Below are 19,343 nucleotides of genomic sequence, written 5' to 3' on the forward strand. Positions count from 1 at the left end.
AAATTAAGAGTTTTAAATTAAGAGTTTTAAATTAAGAGTTTTAAAAAACACCTTGAAAAATCAAGGTGTTTTGGATTTCTTTACTATTGTAATAATCTCATTACATTTTGCTGCACAGCATTAGCCTGACTCATAGCATAAGAACCACTTTGAGCTAAGATATTGTACTTAGCAAAGTTTGCACTTTCTGCAGCAAAGTCTACATCTCTAATGTTTGATTCAGCTGATTTGATATTTACTTGGGTTACGCTGATGTTATTAAGCGTAGCTGTGATTTGATTTTGCACCGCACCAAGATCAGCTCTAATAGAGTCTAGGTTAGTAATAGCAGTTTCAGCTATATCCATTACAGCCATTGCACCTTTAAGTGTAGTAACACCAGCTTGTTGATCTTTAGCAGCTATATCTTTTACAGTAGCATCACTATGTCCAAAATTAGCAAACTGAGAAGAGCCATCTCCGGTAGCTGTAAAGCCAAAAGCAACAGAAAAAGCGGTAACAAAAGCTAGGTTATTTTCATAAACTTGAGAATAGTTATGTCCACTTCCTATAGAAAAACCTGAACCTACACTCATTCCACTACCTTGTGAGTTCATAAATGAAACAGCATTTCCAAAGGTAACTATCATTTTACCACCACCTTTGTAAGCATTAAATCCCATAGCATCGGCTACGTTGGTGTCGATATTTCCTTTTGATTCTCTTAGTGAAATAGATGCTTGAGAAATCATATCAGTTGCACCCATACCTATATGGCTTAAGCCTGTTCCTGAAATCAAAATATCTTTACCATCATTTTTCACTAATGATAAACGACCATAGTTTTCATAGTCTTTTTTCAAAATACCAGAACCAGCACCCATATCACCTTCTATTTTAATACCTCTACCATCTCTTGAATTAAGTACTAATCTACCATTAGCATCTTTAGAGGCTTCTACACCTGTAGTATCTTTTACTGAGTTAATAGCTGAAATTAAAGCTCCGTTTTCATCACCATCTTTATAATCAACCTTACCTATTTTAACACCATTAATAGCAAAATCATCACTTGTTGTTCCAGCTTTCATAGGGCCTGCACCAGTAGTTTGAACTAAGAAATTTGCTCTAACACCTGTGATATCTGCTACTCTATTAATCTCTTCAGCTAAAGCTCCCATACCTGTTCCTACTGAAGTAGAAATCACTACAGGCTGGAATTTAAAATCATCAATACCATTGTAGTTTTTAATGGTTAGTTGAGCTATACCGCTTTCTTTAGCTTGAGAACCTGTTTCAAATCTAGTAACACCGATTTTACTTGACTGAGTAGCCCCGATGCTAGCTTGGATAGTTTGGTTTGATTGAGCACCGATTTGGAAATTTTGATTAGTAAAACCACCACTTAAAAGTTGCTTACCGTTAAAAGAAGTTGTATTTGCGATATTATCAAGTTCTTCCATCAAACGGTTAATATCAGCTTGAAGCATGTTTCTTGTTTTAGTGCTTTGACCATCTTGAGCAGCTTGAGTAGCTTTTACCTTAATGGTATCTAAGATTTTAAGTTGCTCATCCATAGCCTTATCAGCTGTTTGTAAAATACCTAAAGCATCATTACCATTACTAATTGCTTGACCTAAAGTATTAGCTTGAGATCTTAAGCTATCAGCAATAGCCATCCCTGAAGCATCATCAGCTGCAGAGTTGATTCTAAGACCTGAACTAAGTCTACCTAGAGAATTTTCTAACGCTCTTGAATTTAAGTTTGCATTAGCTTGAGCATTTAAAGATGCTACGTTAGTATTTATACGAAATCCCATTTTAAATCCTTTTAAATAAATTCAACCGCTTCCATGCAGTTGTTTAAGCTATATCGAAATATAGAAAAAAAAATTTATACTCTTAAAATATTTTATTTATGAATTAATGCAGATTGTTTATTTAAAAACCCATCTAAGCAAAAAATTTAACTTTTTTTTATACACTTTTACTAATTTTAATCCTCACAAGGAAAATAATGAAAAATTTAATCATAGTAGAATCACCTGCTAAAGCTAAAACCATAGGTAATTTTTTAGGTAAAGACTATGAAGTGATAGCCTCTAAAGGCCACATTAGAGATTTACCTAAAACTAGCTTTGGTATAAAAATAGAAGATGAAAATTTTAAACCTGAATATAGAATTTCAAATGATCATTCAAGCTTAGTAAAAGAACTCAAAGAAAAGGCTAAAAAAGCTAAAACCATATACCTTGCAACCGATGAGGACCGCGAGGGTGAAGCCATAGCTTATCATATAGCTAAGGCTATTAATAAAGACGAAAATTCCCTGCCACGCATAGTTTTTCATGAGATCACCAAAAGTGCTATAGAAAATGCTTTAAAAAACCCAAGATCTTTAAATGTAAATAGCGTCAACGCCCAACAAACCAGGCGCTTGCTTGATCGTATAGTAGGCTATAAACTAAGCCCTTTACTCAATCAAAAAATTCAAAAAGGCTTAAGCGCAGGGCGTGTGCAAAGTGCAGCTTTAAAAATCATCGTCGATAGAGAAAGAGAAATCAAAGCCTTTGTTCCTTTGAAATACTTTAGTATAGATATGATTTTTGAAAAAGACTTACAAGCTGAATTAGTTGAGTTTCAAAATCAAAAGATAGAAAAACTAAGTCTAACTAATGAAGATAGAGCCAAACTCATCTTTGAAACTTGTAAAAATGCTAGTTTTAAAATAAAAGACATAGAAAGTAAAGATAGAAAAATAGCCCCACAAGCACCTTTTATGACCTCAACCCTACAACAAAGTGCGAGCAATCGCCTAGGTTTTAACCCTAAAAAAACCATGATGATTGCCCAAAAACTTTATGAGGGCGTAAAAACTCATCAAGGCATTATGGGTGTGATCACTTATATGAGAACTGATAGCTTAAACATCGCAAAAGAAGCCTTAGAAGAAGTAAGAAAACTCATCAAAAATGATTTTGGCAAAGAGTACTTGCCAAGCAAGGCAAATATTTACACCACTAAAAGCAAAGGCGCCCAAGAAGCGCATGAGGCTATAAGACCGACTAATCTTAGTTTTACTCCAAAACTTGCAAGTGAGTTTTTAGAAAAAGATGAAGCAAGATTATATACTTTAATATATAATCGCTTCCTAGCTTCACAAATGAATCCTGCTATATCTCAAACTCAAAATGTCTATGTAAAATCAAATGAAGCAAGTTTTAAAATAAGTGGTAGAAAAATTTTATTTGATGGACATTATAAAATATATGGAGATATGGACAAAGATAAAATTTTACCTAATTTAAAATTAGAAGATACATTAAATATCCAAAATATAGAATTAAACTCACATTTTACCGAACCACCTTCAAGATACTCTGAAGCTGGGCTTGTTAAAAAGTTAGAAAATCTTGGTATAGGACGCCCTTCAACTTATGCTCCAACCATCTCTTTACTTAGTGCAAGAGAATATGTGCATATAGATAAAAAACAAATCATACCTAATGAAATAGCCTTTGTTGTAACAGAAGTTTTAGAACAAAACTTTAGTGATATAGTAGATAGTGATTTTACTTCTAAAATGGAAGATAAACTTGATATCATTGCAGAAGGTAAAATGGACTGGCAAGAGGTTTTAAGAGAGTTTTATTTTCCTTTTATGAGAAAAATTGATGAAGGTAAAAAAAATATAAAAAGTCAAAAAACTTTTACAAAATTAGATGAAACCTGCCCTGATTGTGGTGGAGAGCTTGCTATAAGAAAAGGAAGATATGGAGAATTTATAGCATGTTTAAATTTTCCAAAATGCAAATACTCAAGAAATTTAAAACAAGAAACACAAAATGAAGAAAAAAGCGAGAAAAAACTCAATACCATAGGCGTAAAATGCCCAAGCTGTCAAGAAGGCGAGATCGTGGAGCGTTTTTCTAAGCGTGGTAAATTTTATGGCTGTAGTGCCTACCCAAAATGTAACTATATAAGCAAATACAAACCAAGTGAAGAAAAATGTGGCGAATGTGGCGAAACTTTGATCATCAAAGAGCTTAAAAAAGGCACATTTTTAGAGTGCTTAAAATGCAAAATCAAAAAGGAAGTTGAATAAAAAATGAATTTTCAAACTAAAAAAAATAGTTTAGAAAAAATTCATGCCGATATAGTTTTAAGTATAGGAGTAAATTGTCGAGTGGCGTATTATCTAGAAAGCTACAATTTAAGAAAAATGGCAAATCCTATAGATTGGATGATGGAATTCGATCTAGAAGCTGTATATGAATTATTTAAAACTGATTTTAAAAATTTTTTTATAAACTTTTCAAAAGAAGGGGTGTTTAACCAGCAATATTTAAAGATTAAAGATTTAAAAACCAATATGGTTTCAATTCATCATTTTAACCATAGTGATAAATTAGAAAAACAAGTACAAGAATTTAATTCCCAATCTATTAGACGTTGGCTAAAACTAAAAAATAAAATTGTAAATTCAAAAAACATAGTCTTTGTTTATAATGGAACTGATGAAGATAATATTACATCTTTTTTAACTTTAATTGCAACCTACTTTGGAATAGAAAAAAATTATTTCTTTATACAGGTAAAAAATAATCAAAATAAAAAATGGAATGAAATCGAAATTAACCAGTATGAAATTACAAAGAACATTAAATACTATCAATATATAGGAAATGATATCAATATTACCAATAATAGTGAAAATTTTTGGCAAGGGAATCAATTTCTTTGGGGAGAAGTAATGAAAAACATCTCCTTGCTAGAAAATGAATTTTTCAAGGAAATAGTAAAATTAAAAGGGGCTGTCCAGATAGTCAAAAATCACCTATGCTATAAATTTGGAGAGACTACAATTTACCATTCAAAAGATTTTTTTAGTTATTTAAAGATTCCTTTTATGTTGTATTGTATATCTTTAGCTCATAAGGAAAAAATTAAAAATAAGGATAGAAATCTATCCTTGCCTTTAAGTGTGTATAGTGATTACCAAGAAGCTTTAGAAATTAAAAGAAGTTTCATCTATAAACTTGGTCAAACACTCATTGGTAGTTCAAATGATAACTTTATAAATAAAAACATTATAATTTGGCGTGAAATTTATAAACTAAGAAAAAACTTAAAAAAACAATTAATTAAAAATGATAAAATAAATCATCAAAAGGAAATCTAATGCAAATCATGCTTTGTGCTATATCTAATATAGCAAGTGGAGGATGTGGGGAGGACTGCAAATACTGCACTCAAAGTGCTCATGTGAAAACCAATATCAACAAATACAAAAGAAAAGATATAGACCAAATTGTTTTAGAAGCTAAAATAGCTAAGAAAAATGAGGCTTTGGGTTTTTGTTTAGTTACAGCAGGAGCTGGGCTTGACGATGAAAAACTTGAGTATGTGTGCAAAGTAGCCCATGCGGTGCAAAAAGAAGCAGAAGGACTTTTACTTATAGCTTGCAATGGCATAGCAAATTTAGAACAACTCAAAGAATTAAAAAAAGCAGGAATTTTTTCTTATAATCATAATCTAGAAACTTCTAAAGAATTTTTCCCAAACATTTGTTCTACACATACTTGGGAGCAAAGATTTCAAACTAATCTTTATGCTAAAGAAGCAGGTTTAATGCTTTGCTGTGGTGGAATTTATGGTCTTGGAGAAAGCGAAACTGATAGAAAAAGTTTTAGAGCAAGTTTAAAAGAGCTTGATCCTTTTTCCTCGCCTATTAATTTTTTCATACCAAATGAAAATTTAAAACTCAAGCAAGACTTATTAAATGCTGATGAGGCATTAAATATCATCAAAGATACTGAAAAAGACTTACCAAATGCACATATCATGGTAGCAGGTGGTAGAGAGGTAGTGTTAAAAGAAAGACAATATGAAATTTTTGACGCAGGAGCTAGTGCTATAGTAGTGGGTGATTATCTTACAACTAAAGGCGAAGAACCTAGCAAAGACATACAAAAACTAAAACAAATGGGATTTAGCTTTGCTAGCTCATGCCATTGATGCTCAAGCTGCTACGGATTTAAAAATTTTATTAGTCGTAGCAGGATGTTTACTAACTTCACCTTATATTGCTAAATTTTTAAAACTTCCACTTTCAGCCACTGAAATCATGCTTGGTTCTTTTATAGGGTTTTTGGGTTTTATAGGAGAAAGTGAGAATTTTAAGCTTTTAGCTAATGCGGGATTTTATTATCTTATGTTTATTGCGGGTATGGAGATTAATCTTAAAACCTTTTTAAACACTGAAAGAAGCTTGCTTAATAAAGCTTTTATCTACATTATACTTTTATATGCTTTTAGTATTTTAGCAGTTGAAAGTATAGATATTTCTTATATTTTTGTCATTATCATACCTGTTATGAGTGTGGGTTTACTTTCAACGCTTTATAGAGACTTTGGCAAAAACTGCGAGTGGCTTAATGTATCCATGGTGGTAGCAACTTTGGCTGAAGTTGTAAGCATAGTTTTGCTTACCATAGCTGCAGCATTTTTGGGCAAAGGAGCCGATCTTTTCTCACTCACTCAAAATTTATTATATTTAGTGGGATTTTTAGCACTTTGTATTTTTGGATTTAAATTTTTAGAAGTGCTTTTTTGGTGGTATCCACAACTTAAAACCATACTCATGCCTTGGCAAGATCAAAACGAAAAAGATATAAGATTTTGCATGGCAATTTTCATAGCCATAGTTGCGATTATGATTTATTTTAAACTTGAAGTTGCACTTGGAGCTTTTATAGCAGGTTCATTTATAGCTACTTTTTTTGATCATAAAAAAGACTTAGAGCATAAACTTTCTAGTTTTGGTTATGGCTTTTTAATCCCTATATTTTTCATCTACATAGGCTCAAGTTTTAAACTTCAAATGCTTTTAAACCCTCAAGTTTTACTCATAGCTTTTTCACTAACTGCCTTTATGATAGGACTAAGAATACTTTGTGCTATGACTTTTGTAAAAATACTTGGTTTAAAAAACACCTTTTTATTTGGCCTAAGTCATTCTATGCCACTAACCTTACTCATCGCAGTAGCTACGCTTTCTTATCAAACTAATATCATCACTCAAGATATATACTCAGGGCTAGTGCTTACTGCTTTATTTGAAGCAATTTTAGCCATTAGCTTGATTAAATTTATCAATAATCTTAGTAGAAAATAATTCTACTAAGTATTTATATAAAATTGCTATACTTTTTTTATGAAAAATTTAGACACACTTTTAGAATTAGCCTTAAAAGCAGGCAAGGAAGCCTCAAAAGTATTGCTTGAATATAAAGACAAAAATACTTTGTGGCTTAAAGATGATGATTCTCCGGTAGGTTTAGCTGATATAAAATCTAATGAAGCTATTAGTGAAATTTTAGCTTCAAGCGATATGGCTATATGCTCTGAAGAAAATATACTTTCTTATGAAGAAAGAAAAAATTTAGAGTATTTTTGGCTTATAGATCCACTTGATGGCACTAAATCTTATGCTAAAAAAGACAAAGAATATTGTGTTTTAATCACATTAATCCATAAAAACACCCCTATACTTTCACTCATAGGCGATGTGGAAAATAATGCGTTTTATTATGCACATACTTATACTAAGGTTTATAAAAATAATGAAATTTTAAATCTTAGTTTAGAGCAATACGAAAAGGTTAAAAATATAGCCCTTTACTCTAAAAATCATGATAATAATGAAGATTTTTTCATTCAAAATCATCTTGAAGGCATTAAGGTTTCATCTGCTTTGAAATTTGTATATTTACTTGAAGCAAAAGCTGGAATTTACCCGCGTTTTGGTGGTCCAAAAGCTTGGGATATAGCTGCGGGAGATTTTTTAGTCAAACAAAATGGCGGAATTTTATATGATTTTGATAAAAAAGCTCTAAATTATAATAGTCCTGATTTTAAACTTCCAAGTTTTATAGCTTTTGCTAAAAATGAATTTAAATTAAAAGGTTTTTGGTGAGATTTTTTTTGGTGTTTTTGTGTTTTTTAAGTGCTATTTATGCTAACTCTTTTGCAAATAAAAAAATCATCAAATTACAAAATAACGATGATTTTAGTATCATCAATCTTGAACAAAATATAAATTATGATAAACTCTCACACATTAACACCTTAGCTTTAGTGCCAAGCTATGAAAAAGAATATAATTTTTATTTTTCAAACTTAAAAATCGATGCTAAAACCATGGCAAAAGACACACTAAAAGCATTAAGTGCTATTTTAAATGAGCAAAATAATTTTGCCTTGCTTAGTCAAAAAGAAAATCAAACTTATATCAATAGTCAAAATATCTTGCAAAAAAATAAAAATTTCATCAATGCAAGCGAGTTTTTAGAATTTAATCGTTTTAAAAAGGCTGATTTTATTATTTTGCTAGATTTAAAAAGCATTCAAGCAAGCCAACAAAATTTCTTGCTTTTTTCCAATTTTGAAGTCAAAACTGACATAGAATACAAACTTTTTAATGCCAAAACAAAAAAATTAAAAGATCATAAAATCCTTACTATCAATACTCAATTTAGCACAAATGATAAAAATAAATCTTATCAAGAATTAGTCCAAGAAATAGCTACAATTGTTTATGAAGATATTAAAAATACTATATAATCACCACTTCTTCTTCTAAAACAATCCCAAATTCTTCAAAAACTCTTTTCTTAGCAAGCTCTATCAAAAACATCGCATCATCAAAACTAGCGTGTTTTTTATTGATTAAAAAATTTGCATGTTCATTACTAAACATCGCATCATTTTTACTAAAACCTTTAAGATTAACTGCTTCTATCAACCTTCCTGCATGATCGTTTTTGGGGTTTTTAAAAATAGATCCAAAACTAGCGCCTTTGGGTTGATTTTTTCTTGCATTTTTTAAAAGTTCATCTTTAACTGGGTCAAATCCATATTCTAAAAAAAACTTCGCACTAAACATTACTTCTTTAATAGGATTAAACCTATAAGCAAAAGCAATATTTTGTTTTAAAATTTCTTGATTAAAAGTGCAAATGCTGATTAAGTTTTTACTAATATCCTCATCTTTTAATCCTGCATTCATTTTTAAAATACCACCCAAAGTTCCTGGGATATTTCTTAAAAACTCAAAGCCTTTTAGGTTATTTTCTTTAGCAAAATGATATATTTTAAAAGATTTCACGCTAGAGCCTATCTCTAAAAACATACCTTTTTTATTTTGCTCTAAAATTTTAATATAATCAAAACTTTTCCCTAAAATTCCAAGTTTTTTGGATTTTGGAGAGATTAAAAGATTATTTGCCCCACCTATTAAAAAACCATCAAATTCACAAAGCCCTTCAAGTACTTGTACTTCAAAACTCTCGCCTATACGCACAGAAGAATACTTAGAAAAATCAATAATCATCGAATAAAACTTGGAATTTGATTTAAAATATTCGTTGTAAAATCAATCATAGAACTTATCATCCAAGGCATTAAAAATACTATCACCACAACAACAAGTAAAATTTTTGGCACAAAAGAAAGTGTAGCTTCATTAATTTGCGTTACAGCTTGAAAAATACTTATAATAAGCCCTGCGATAAGTCCTGCTAAAAGCATAGGTAAAGAAAGCATAAGTGTGATTTTAAAAGTTTGTACACCCAAGGCTACTAAAGTACTCTCCATATTTTCTCCTTAAAATTTAAATTCTATCAAGAATTTCTAAATTCTTCATACTCACTAGGTATAAGATAATCTTTGCTTTTTATTAATTTCTCATAAAATCCATGATTAAATCCAAGCTCAAAAAGCTTATCTATGGCATTGTATTGTTTATCATTCATATTTATAGAGTTTTTATTTGCATATAAATTTAAATACACTTCAAGTTTTTGTGCATCAACGCGTATTAAATTACGCTCTAAAAGCATGGAAGCTAAGATTTTTCTATTATGATCAGCTACTTCTACTGCTTTAATCAAATCTTTTTCAACCGCTATTGCATCACTAAGCGGTAAAGATCTTCTAAGCGCCATACCACCTAAAGGTAAAGGCAAATCATCTTTAGCCAATTCTTGCCAAATATCCCAAAGTTCAGCCTCAACACACAAACTAGAATCAAACTCTAAAATACTCTCATGTATAAGCACTCCTGCATCAACCTCATCTTCTAAAACAGCCTTTTCAATCTCTAAAAAATTCTTATAAACTATCCTAGCTTGTGGGTATTTTATGCGAAAGATTAAAGCATTAGTAGTATGCGCTCCACTTAAAGCAACTTTAAAATTTGACTTTAATTTTTTATCTTTTTTCTTAATAAGCTTTGGCCCATAACCCTCGCCAAAACTCACCGCAGTTTTTAATAAAGCATATTCGCTAGCTATTAAAGGATAAAGCGCAAAAGATATCGCACTAACATCGTATATATTTTCTAATGCAAGTTCATTTAAAGTTTGTATATCTAAAGCTGTATTTTCATATTCATAAGCATTTCCAACCCAACCAAATTTAACCGCCATATACATAAAAATATCATCAGCATCAGGAGAGTGTGCTACGCTAATTTTTTTATTCATTTTTTTCCTTGAAAAATTTAAAAAAGTATTTTAGCAAAATTCAAAATAAAAACTTATATTAAATTTCTTTTTGATACAATTTTAAACATATTATAAAAGGATTAACAAGCATGGATGATAATAAAAGAAAATCACTTGATGCAGCCTTAAAAAGTCTTGATAAAACCTTTGGAAAAGGTACTATTTTAAGACTTGGCGATAAAGAAGTTGAAAAAATTGATTCTATTCCTACAGGTTCGGTTGGACTTGATTTAGCTTTGGGTATAGGTGGGGTTCCAAAAGGAAGAATTATAGAAATTTATGGACCTGAAAGCTCAGGTAAAACTACACTTACCTTGCACATCATAGCAGAATGTCAAAAAAAAGGTGGAGTTTGTGCGTTTATCGATGCTGAACACGCTCTTGATGTAAGATATGCAAAAAATTTAGGTGTTGATACAGAAAATCTTTATATCTCTCAACCAGATTTTGGCGAGCAAGCCTTAGAAATCGTTGAAACCATAGCAAGAAGCGGGGCTATTGATCTAATAGTAGTAGATAGCGTTGCTGCACTTACTCCAAAAGCAGAAATCGAAGGTGATATGGGAGATCAACATGTAGGTCTTCAAGCAAGATTAATGAGTCAAGCTTTAAGAAAACTAACCGGTATCGTTCATAAAATGAATACTACTGTAATTTTCATCAACCAAATTCGTATGAAAATAGGCATGATGGGCTATGGAACTCCTGAAACAACTACCGGCGGAAATGCTTTAAAATTTTATGCTTCAGTGCGTTTAGATGTAAGAAAAACAGCTACTTTAAAACAAAATGATGAGCCTATTGGAAACCGCGTTAAAGTAAAAGTAGCTAAAAACAAAGTAGCCCCTCCTTTTAAACAAGCTGAATTTGATGTGATGTTTGGTGAGGGTGTAAGCCGTGAGGGCGAGCTAATAGACTATGGTGTAAAACTTGATATTATTGATAAAAGTGGTGCGTGGTTTTCTTATAAAGCTTCTAAGCTTGGTCAAGGTAGAGAAAATGCTAAAGCCTTTTTAAAAGAAAATCCAGCTATTGCAGATGAAATCACTCAAGCCATACAAAACTCAATCGGTATAGATAGTATGATTTTGGGCGCAAAAGAAGACGATGAAGGAGAAGAATGATGTTGATTGTTGAAGATTTAAGAGCTTTTGAAGTTTTAGACAGTAGAGGCAATCCTACCATTAAAGCTGAAATCATGTTAAGCGATGGTAGTGTAGGAAGCGCTATCGTTCCAAGTGGTGCAAGCACAGGAAAAAAAGAAGCTTTAGAATTAAGAGATAATGATGAAAGATTTGGCGGAAAAGGTGTTTTAAAAGCCATTGAAAACATCAATGGCACCATAGCTGAAAATATTATAGGGCTTGATGCATTTAATCAAACCCAACTAGATAATACCCTTTTAGAACTTGATGGGACAAAAAACTACTCTAACCTAGGAGCAAATGCAACTTTAGGAATTTCTATGGCAACAGCACGTGCTGCTGCTAATGCACTTGGGGTGCCTTTATATCGTTACTTAGGTGGAGCAAATGCAAGTGTATTACCTGTGCCAATGTGTAATATCATCAACGGTGGTGCGCATGCAAACAATAGTGTAGATTTTCAAGAATTCATGATTATGCCTTTTGGTTTTTCAAGCTTTAAAGAAGGATTAAGATCAGTTTGTGAAATTTATGCAGTATTGAAAAAAGAATTAGCTAATCTAGGTCACTCTACTGCTTTAGGTGATGAGGGTGGTTTTGCACCAAATTTAGCAAATAATACAGAACCACTTGATCTTTTAATGACTTGTATTAAAAAAGCAGGTTATGAAAATAAAATCAAACTAGCACTAGATGTAGCAAGTAGTGAGCTTTACAAAGATGGTAAATACCATTTAGAAGGTAAAGTTTTCTCAAGTGAAGACTTAATCGCGCGTTATGAAGAATTATGCGCTAAATATCCTATTTTTAGTATTGAAGATGGTTTAGCTGAAGATGATTATGAAGGTTGGATTAAACTCACTCAAAAGCTTGGTAATAAAATTCAACTTGTAGGTGATGATTTATTTGTAACTAATGAAGATATTTTAAAAGAAGGTATTATGAAAAATATGGCAAATGCTGTATTGATTAAGCCTAATCAAATCGGAACAATCACTCAAACTATGAGAACAGTAAGATTAGCTCATAGAAATAATTATAGATGTATCATGAGCCATAGAAGCGGGGAAAGCGAAGATGCTTTTATAGCTGATTTTGCAGTAGCGCTTAATACAGGACAAATCAAAACAGGAGCCTTAGCAAGAGGCGAAAGAACTGCTAAATACAATCGCTTATTAGAAATTGAACTTGATAATGATGAGTACTTAGGAGATAAACTCTGAGTGATTTATTAAAAGAGTATGATGAGCATTCCAAAAAAAAGGAAACTCGTCATCAACTCATCAAGACTATTGCTTTGTCATTTGTAGCTATTATTGTTGCTATGTATTTTGGTAATATGTTTTTTGGTAAATCTTCACTAGATGTGCTACTAACACTCAAAGAAGAGCAAAAAATTTTAGAAAAAAATATCATAACTTTAAAAGCTAAAAATGCCCAAGCCCAAAAAGAATATTTACAACTTTTAAGACTTAAGGGAGAAAATTCGCATGAGAATTAAATTTTTTATATTATTTTTACTTTCTTGTGTATTTTTAAATGCAAAGGATAATCCTTTTGATAATAATTCAGAACAACAAAACACTGAATTTGTAAAACTTAGTCCTTTTCAAAGACAAGATTTTAATTTTAATTCCGATGCGAGAATTTTAAAAAATATTACCATTACTTATATCAACCTTGATGGCTCTGAAGAACAAACTACCTTAGATATATATAAAAGCATTAACTGGCATGACACTTACTCATTTATAAAAACCAAAAGTCCAAATGTCGCGCCTATACTTGATGTATCTGTAACTGTGCCACAAAAACAAGGAAATAAAAACTCAAAAACAGAAGAAAACAACACCACTTTAAATATAGAAACACCACTTTTTAGTGGAAGTATTTATAATTTTATTTCTCTTGGCTTTTATAATAACAAAATCAATATCAAAACCCAGGATAAAATACTAAGACATCTGTCTATAGGAGATCCTACTAAAATTATTATAGATTTTGCTAAAAAACAAAATTTTAACACCAAAACACTGCAAGTTAATACAGCACAAGTTAGAAAAGTTGTATTTGGTTCACATAAAGGGTATTATCGTTTAGTTATATATCTTGATGGAAAATATAGTTATAAATATTCCCATAGTGAAAATTTACATACCTTTAGTTATCGCTAAGAGTTTTTAAACTCTTAAGCAAATCTATGATCATAAATAATCATTTGAAATCTTTGAGCTATCATTCTAGCTCTTTCTATGATAATACTTCTTGGTTCATCTTCAAAAACTTCTTGCAAACTCTCATCAAATAAATTAAGCCAAATATCAAAATATTCTCTTGGAAATGGAGGTAATTCATGATGAGCTCTCAAAGGTGAACCGCTATAGCTTGGATCGGCCAAAAACATCCCTGCCCAAAAACTTGCTATTTTTTCTTTATGTTTTTTCCAACTCTCATCATCTGTGCCGATTTTTTCATTAAAAATAGGTCCTAAATCCTTGTCTATTCTAACTTTTGCATAAAAAACATCCATAAGTTTTTTAATACCCTCATGATTAATAGTTTCAAATTTCATGCTTTTCCTTAAAAAATAATTTTGGCTTATTGTATTAAATTTAGAAATTAAAAATATAAACAAAAGTCAATTTTTAGTATAATTTTAAAAAACTAAAGAAAAACTATGACTTATACTATTTTGCCACCTAATCAATTCTTAGATGATTATGTCTTAAATGTACAATTACATCAATTAGCAAATATCTCTAAAAATGCTTATAAATTTTGGAAAAACATTCAAGCAGCACGTTATCAAGGTACAAGAGTGGTTTTTTTACACAAAAAAAGTATTTTAAAAAAACACCAACATCTTATACAAAAATGTGAAAATTTAAATGGCTATGTGCTAGCAAGTGCTTTTTGCTCATTTACAACCCTAGCTCCATCTCATTTAGTAGAAAAAAATAATTCTCAAATTTATAAAATCTTAGATATAAAAGAAGTGTGTGGAGTTAAATTTGTAAATTTAAAGGCATTTTACGATCTTTTAAAGCTAGATTATAATTATAATATTTACATCGAAAAATGCCATTTTTTTAGTCCTACTCCTTTGGAAAAGCGTATTAAAATCACTGAGAGTATGTGCGTTGGGTATTACTAAGATATTTAAACATCAAAGCAGAAAAAAGTGAGATTATAGCCATAGCTAGCATATAAAATCCTAAAGAAAAACGAGCAATATTTTCTAAATTTGCTAAAGCAATGGTGTGTAAGAATAAAGCAAGTTGCGGGGTAAAACCACCGGCTAATGCATAAGCTATATTATATGAAAAACTAAGTCCTGAAAATTTAATCTTAGCATCAAATACTTCACTCATCATTAAAGGACAAAAATTCATCACTCCGGCAAAAAAACAAGCACTTAAATAACACACACTCACTGTATTAAAATCAGGTGTTTTGGTATAAAGAGCATTAAAATAAAACAAGCAAGTTAAGAAAAATCCTAGTGAAAAAATCACACAAGCTTTCACTATGCCTATTTTATCAGCCAAAATTCCACTTAATATACAGCCAATTACAAGTACAACTATACCAAGCATTTGCATATAAGTTTGGACGCTTGCATCAATACTTAACATTTTTGCCATAAAAGAAGGTATGATTAAAATCATCACAACAATGCAAGCAGTTAAAACCCAAGTTATCAACATAGAAAGCACAACACCTAACTTGGCTTTTTTAAACACTTCTTTTAAAGGGAATTTTTCTAAGGCTTTATCTTTTTTCATTTGCTCAAAAACAGGAGTTTCTCTTAAAAATTTACGCAAATAAGCAGAAATAATCCCAAAAATTCCACCCAAGAAAAATGGAATTCTCCAAGCCCATTCATAAAGCTCTTCTTGTGTAAAAAATTTATTCATCATCAAAAATACAAAACTACCAAGTAAAATTCCACCTACCACAGAAGCTGTTAAAATTCCAAGATAAGTGCGTTTTTGACCCTTTGGAGCATGCTCAAATACAAAAACCCAAGCACCAGGCAATTCCCCACCTATAGCTATACCTTGACAAATCCTTACAAATACTAAAAATACTATACATAAATACCCTATACTTTCATAAGTAGGTATAAAAGCAAGTAAAAAAGTTGGTATAACCATCAGCAAAATACTAAGCATAAACATTTTCTTACGGCCAAATTTATCGCCAAAATGCGCCATTACTATACCACCAAGTGGTCTAGCTAAATATCCTGCAGCAAAAATCCCATAAGTATTAAACATTTGCCAAAATGGGCTTAAATTTTCAGGAAAGAAATTTTTAGAAATATAACTTGCAAAAAATACAAAAATGATAAAATCATAAAATTCTAAAGTCCCTCCCAAAGAAGAAAGACCTAAAACTTTTATATCTTTTTTACTAAGATTTTTACTCACTCTTAATCCATCTCATAAGTATCATCATCACTATAATCATCATCGTATTCATAATCATCATCATCATAATTATACGATCTTTGATTGTTTGCATAAGTATCTTCCTCTATTTCATCATACATTTCATCATCATAATTTTCAAATTCTTCATCATCATAAGCCATTATAAATCCTTTAAAATTTTTTAGTAGTATTTTAATATAAAAATATACATTTTGGTATAATTTTTCAAACTTTACTTAAGGAAAAATATGAATTTAACGCATTTAGATGAAAAAAATCATCCCAAAATGGTAGATGTAAGCCAAAAAGATATCACCCAAAGAGAAGCTTGTGCAAGTGGTAAAATATACATGAGTAAAGAAGCATTTGAAGCTATCATTGAAAATAAAGCTAAAAAAGGACCTGTTTTGCAAACTGCCATTACAGCAGCCATCATGGGAGCTAAGCAAACTTCAAATCTTATCCCAATGTGCCATCCTTTAATGATTTCAAAAGTACAAACTCACATAGAAGAAAACAAAGAAGAATGTTCTTTTAAACTTTTTGTAACCGTAAAATGCGAAGGAAAAACCGGGGTAGAAATGGAAAGTTTAACCGCTGTTAGCATTGGGCTTTTAACTATTTATGATATGGTTAAAGCTATTGATAAAAGTATGCAAATTACTGATATAGTTTTAGAAAGCAAAGAAGGAGGAAAAAGTGGTAAATATCTGCGATCTTAAAAAAGAACCTATTATAAACTATCCTACTTTTTGGGATTACAAAGTCGTTTTTGAAGCTGGGGTTGATGCTTTGGAAGTTTTTACTCAAATACTTAATGAAAGAGAATTTAAATATAAAATCTCAAATACTAGCAAACAAGGCACATACAAAAGTTATCTTTTAAGTGTTTATGTTGATAGCAAAAGCGATCGTTTAAATATTTTTAATCAATTAAAAAGTAAAGCCAAATTTGTATTATAAAAAAGGAAAAGCCATGAAAAATTTAGCCATTATTTTTGAAAATTCTCTCTTAGCTTGTGAAAAAAATGAAATTCCAAGCTTAATTAGCGAACTTGTTTTTAATCTAAGTTATAAAAAAATTAGTTTTGAAAATACTAGCAATGAAGAGCTTTTTGCCATCTTTTCTAAAGTATTAGAAAAACTTGAACTAATAAATGAAGAAAATATTTCTAAAATAATCCAAGGTATCATCAAAGCTAGAGTGGAAGAGGATAAAAAAGCATTTTTTGCTTATATTAACGAATATGGCAAATTAAAAGTAAAAATTGAAGAGCAAAAAAACACCATTAAACATAAAATTTGTGATAATTTTTTTGACTTAGAAAAAACTTTAAAAGATTTAAATTTAAATGAATTTAACATAAGTATTAATGATGCTATGCTTTATGATATAGAAATACTAGGTCTTTTAAAAGAAACTGCTGAAAGTGCTTTTATCACAACCTTAGAAAAAGGAGAAAATATAGAACTTACTTCTTGTGAGATTGCTAAAAATTTAGTCTTTAATGCAATTTGTGAAGGAAGTTTTGAAAAAGAAAGAATTTTGAAAATCTCTCAAGTAATTTTAAACGCAGCTTTTGAACTTGCTAATGAATCACAAGCCTTTGCTTATGATTTATGTATAGGAAGTATTTATGGAACACAAGAAGGGATTTCTTTGGCAATTGAAAAATTTAAAGCAAGCTTTGCATATAGTGCTTTAGAACATGATTTAAAAAATAAAGAAAAAGAACTCATAGACATAGAACAAGAATTTATTCAAATGCTTAAAAAAATATCATTAGAATTTAATAATCCTGTAAAAGATATACTCAAAGATTTATTAGAAAATAAATTTGACACTTTATTTGCCAAATTTAAACGCCTTATACAAGAAAATAGAGAACAAATCCTTATTAAAATAAATGAAATTAAACAAAATCCAAAAATTGATGATTTTAGTAAATTAGCACAAAATAAACTTAATAACCTAGCTAAAGAATTAAGCGAGCTTGAAAAACTTGCTAGTCATAAATATAAAAGTTTAGATAAAAACAATGCAAAAGAATTAGGAGTAAGATTGTGGGAAAAAGCTAAAAAATTAATTAAATATTAAAAAAATAAAAGATATTATTTTCCTAAAATTAACACAACAAGGAATTTAAATGACTAAAAGCCTTAATTTAACTACTAAAATGATATTGATTTTATCCTCTGTGATACTCATTGGCATAGGAATTTTATCAATAGCAATAATCACTAAAAGTCAGCAAATACTCAATAATGAAGCCCACAAACTTTTATTAAGTAGTGCTAATAGATACGCCAATGGAATTCAGGCTATTACACAAAACGCATATTCAACACTAGAAACAGCACAAGGTATTATTAAAAATTTTTCTAGCAAAGATAATGTTTTGGATATAGAAGAATTAAAAATTTTATTAAGTAATATGTTAGACTCAAATTCTTGGACTTATCTTGCATATATTCATCTTAACCAATACCACGACAATAGTCCTTTAAATCTTACTCCATCTGGAAAGTTTTTACTACTAGCAAAAGATGAAAATCCGCAACAAAAAGGATCAATTAAATTTATTCAAGCTGAAGAAATAATTTTGCAACAAAATTCTTTTATAAAAGCTTTACAAACTCAACAACCTGCAATTGGGAGACCTAAAGATTATTTTATAGATGGAGAAAAAATATATCTTGTAAATATTGCCTTACCGGTTATTGGAAGAAATAATGAAACAATTGGTGTAATAGGTATGCTTGTACGCATTGACTTACTAAGAGATGAATTAAATGATCCAAACAAGAGTTTATTTGCAAATGACCAACGCTTATTAATTTCAAGCGATGGTTTAATCATATCTAGCCCAAAAGCAGAATATATTGGAAAAATTATCACAGAAATTAATCCTCATCCTAGTGCAAAAACAATATTAGAGATGCAAAACACCAAAACTAATGGCTTATTTACTTTTATACCTGCATCAACAAAGAAAGAAAATTTTGCTCAACTTATAAATTTTAATCTTTGGGAAGGCTCTAATGAATATTGGAGTGTTGTAACTATCGCACCTAAAAAATCTGTGGAAAGTCCAGCAAATTTGCTAGCTTTTATTATATTTATAATCTCAACCATTGTTCTTTTTGCGATTATTATTACTGTTTATTTTTATATAAAAAAAGGGATTATTGAAAAAATTCATAAACTCCAAACC

At 30.2% G+C, this 19,343-nt stretch carries 22 protein-coding genes; 15 read left to right on the forward strand and 7 right to left on the reverse strand.

The genetic code is table 11. The features are described 5' to 3' along the window. Positions 1-83: 83 nt before the first annotated feature. Positions 84-1,799 (reverse strand): flagellin A, encoded by a 1,716-nt coding sequence (locus CAMP18497_RS01365; RefSeq protein ID WP_337212203.1) that lies wholly within the window; start codon positions 1,797-1,799, stop codon positions 84-86. A 197-nt stretch (positions 1,800-1,996) separates the two neighbouring features. On the opposite strand from CAMP18497_RS01365, the gene topA reads away from it, so the two are divergent. The 6 genes from topA to CAMP18497_RS01395 are packed head-to-tail and all read left to right on the forward strand — an operon-like array spanning position 1,997 to position 8,604. After that, entirely contained in the window at positions 1,997-4,084 is a 2,088-nt protein-coding gene (gene topA, locus CAMP18497_RS01370; protein ID WP_442867759.1) for a type I DNA topoisomerase, read from the forward strand. Positions 4,085-4,087: 3 nt separating this feature from the next. After that, on the forward strand, positions 4,088-5,161 hold the full coding sequence (locus CAMP18497_RS01375; RefSeq protein ID WP_337212204.1) for a DUF1796 family putative cysteine peptidase: 1,074 nt from the start codon (positions 4,088-4,090) through the stop codon (positions 5,159-5,161). Continuing rightward, a complete protein-coding gene (locus CAMP18497_RS01380; RefSeq protein WP_337212205.1) occupies positions 5,161-5,997 on the forward strand; it encodes a biotin synthase in 837 nt (278 codons plus the stop codon). Before CAMP18497_RS01375 ends, CAMP18497_RS01380 begins: the two co-directional genes overlap by 1 nt. Next, complete coding sequence (locus tag CAMP18497_RS01385) at positions 5,978-7,156, forward strand: cation:proton antiporter (RefSeq protein ID WP_337212206.1); 1,179 nt, start codon at positions 5,978-5,980, stop codon at positions 7,154-7,156. Before CAMP18497_RS01380 ends, CAMP18497_RS01385 begins: the two co-directional genes overlap by 20 nt. A 39-nt stretch (positions 7,157-7,195) precedes the next feature. Continuing rightward, positions 7,196-7,957, forward strand: coding sequence for a 3'(2'),5'-bisphosphate nucleotidase CysQ family protein (locus tag CAMP18497_RS01390; protein WP_263678017.1), 762 nt, complete (start codon positions 7,196-7,198; stop codon positions 7,955-7,957). Beyond that, positions 7,954-8,604 (forward strand): hypothetical protein, encoded by a 651-nt coding sequence (locus CAMP18497_RS01395; protein ID WP_263678018.1) that lies wholly within the window; start codon positions 7,954-7,956, stop codon positions 8,602-8,604. The genes CAMP18497_RS01390 and CAMP18497_RS01395 overlap by 4 nt, the downstream gene beginning before the upstream one ends. Here the strand turns inward: CAMP18497_RS01395 and CAMP18497_RS01400 are convergent. Genes CAMP18497_RS01400 through CAMP18497_RS01410 form a run of 3 tightly spaced genes read right to left on the reverse strand, consistent with a single transcriptional unit; the run spans position 8,597 to position 10,526 of the window. Continuing rightward, a complete protein-coding gene (locus tag CAMP18497_RS01400; RefSeq protein ID WP_263678020.1) occupies positions 8,597-9,373 on the reverse strand; it encodes a UDP-N-acetylmuramate dehydrogenase in 777 nt (258 codons plus the stop codon). The two genes, CAMP18497_RS01395 and CAMP18497_RS01400, sit on opposite strands and share 8 nt — an antisense overlap. Continuing rightward, positions 9,370-9,636, reverse strand: coding sequence for a flagellar biosynthesis protein FliQ (fliQ, locus tag CAMP18497_RS01405; RefSeq protein WP_012660903.1), 267 nt, complete (start codon positions 9,634-9,636; stop codon positions 9,370-9,372). The genes CAMP18497_RS01400 and fliQ overlap by 4 nt, the downstream gene beginning before the upstream one ends. 26 nt (positions 9,637-9,662) lie before the next feature. Further along, entirely contained in the window at positions 9,663-10,526 is an 864-nt protein-coding gene (locus CAMP18497_RS01410) for a menaquinone biosynthesis family protein (RefSeq protein WP_337212207.1), read from the reverse strand. A 110-nt stretch (positions 10,527-10,636) separates the two neighbouring features. On the opposite strand from CAMP18497_RS01410, the gene recA reads away from it, so the two are divergent. The 4 genes from recA (at position 10,637) to CAMP18497_RS01430 (ending at position 13,866) form a co-directional block, all read left to right on the forward strand. Next, complete coding sequence (gene recA, locus CAMP18497_RS01415) at positions 10,637-11,671, forward strand: recombinase RecA (RefSeq protein ID WP_087700900.1); 1,035 nt, start codon at positions 10,637-10,639, stop codon at positions 11,669-11,671. Then, positions 11,671-12,915 carry a phosphopyruvate hydratase gene (eno, locus tag CAMP18497_RS01420; RefSeq protein WP_337212214.1) on the forward strand — a complete coding sequence of 415 codons (1,245 nt, stop codon included), beginning with the start codon at positions 11,671-11,673 and terminating at the stop codon, positions 12,913-12,915. Before recA ends, eno begins: the two co-directional genes overlap by 1 nt. 74 nt (positions 12,916-12,989) lie before the next feature. Next, entirely contained in the window at positions 12,990-13,193 is a 204-nt protein-coding gene (locus tag CAMP18497_RS01425) for a hypothetical protein (RefSeq protein ID WP_052241300.1), read from the forward strand. Continuing rightward, complete coding sequence (locus tag CAMP18497_RS01430; RefSeq protein ID WP_337212208.1) at positions 13,183-13,866, forward strand: AMIN domain-containing protein; 684 nt, start codon at positions 13,183-13,185, stop codon at positions 13,864-13,866. Before CAMP18497_RS01425 ends, CAMP18497_RS01430 begins: the two co-directional genes overlap by 11 nt. Before the next feature lie 14 nt (positions 13,867-13,880). Here CAMP18497_RS01430 and CAMP18497_RS01435 read toward each other — a convergent pair whose 3' ends face one another. After that, positions 13,881-14,264 carry a group III truncated hemoglobin gene (locus tag CAMP18497_RS01435; protein WP_263678023.1) on the reverse strand — a complete coding sequence of 128 codons (384 nt, stop codon included), beginning with the start codon at positions 14,262-14,264 and terminating at the stop codon, positions 13,881-13,883. A 105-nt stretch (positions 14,265-14,369) separates the two neighbouring features. Between CAMP18497_RS01435 and CAMP18497_RS01440 the strand changes: the two genes are divergently transcribed. Further along, on the forward strand, positions 14,370-14,846 hold the full coding sequence (locus CAMP18497_RS01440) for a cysteine permease (protein WP_263678024.1): 477 nt from the start codon (positions 14,370-14,372) through the stop codon (positions 14,844-14,846). Here the strand turns inward: CAMP18497_RS01440 and CAMP18497_RS01445 are convergent. Together CAMP18497_RS01445 and CAMP18497_RS01450 are read right to left on the reverse strand one after the other, a co-directional pair. Then, on the reverse strand, positions 14,815-16,125 hold the full coding sequence (locus tag CAMP18497_RS01445; RefSeq protein WP_263678025.1) for an MFS transporter: 1,311 nt from the start codon (positions 16,123-16,125) through the stop codon (positions 14,815-14,817). The two genes, CAMP18497_RS01440 and CAMP18497_RS01445, sit on opposite strands and share 32 nt — an antisense overlap. Positions 16,126-16,127: 2 nt before the next feature. Further along, positions 16,128-16,289 carry a highly acidic protein gene (locus CAMP18497_RS01450; protein WP_263678026.1) on the reverse strand — a complete coding sequence of 54 codons (162 nt, stop codon included), beginning with the start codon at positions 16,287-16,289 and terminating at the stop codon, positions 16,128-16,130. An 87-nt stretch (positions 16,290-16,376) separates the two neighbouring features. On the opposite strand from CAMP18497_RS01450, the gene moaC reads away from it, so the two are divergent. From moaC to CAMP18497_RS01470, 4 genes are all read left to right on the forward strand, one after another. Next, positions 16,377-16,850: a cyclic pyranopterin monophosphate synthase MoaC gene (gene moaC / locus CAMP18497_RS01455; protein ID WP_337206357.1), complete on the forward strand. Its 474-nt coding sequence runs from the start codon at positions 16,377-16,379 to the stop codon at positions 16,848-16,850. Continuing rightward, entirely contained in the window at positions 16,828-17,091 is a 264-nt protein-coding gene (locus CAMP18497_RS01460) for an HP0495 family protein (protein ID WP_039667882.1), read from the forward strand. The genes moaC and CAMP18497_RS01460 overlap by 23 nt, the downstream gene beginning before the upstream one ends. Before the next feature lie 13 nt (positions 17,092-17,104). Next, positions 17,105-18,226 (forward strand): hypothetical protein, encoded by a 1,122-nt coding sequence (locus tag CAMP18497_RS01465; RefSeq protein WP_337212209.1) that lies wholly within the window; start codon positions 17,105-17,107, stop codon positions 18,224-18,226. 49 nt (positions 18,227-18,275) lie between these two features. After that, on the forward strand, positions 18,276-19,343 hold a 1,068-nt coding region (locus tag CAMP18497_RS01470), incomplete at its 3' end, for a cache domain-containing protein (RefSeq protein WP_263678030.1).

This window comes from Campylobacter sp. W0066.1 (genome assembly GCF_024723635.1).
Classification (GTDB): Bacteria; Campylobacterota; Campylobacteria; order Campylobacterales; family Campylobacteraceae; genus Campylobacter_D; species Campylobacter_D lari_C.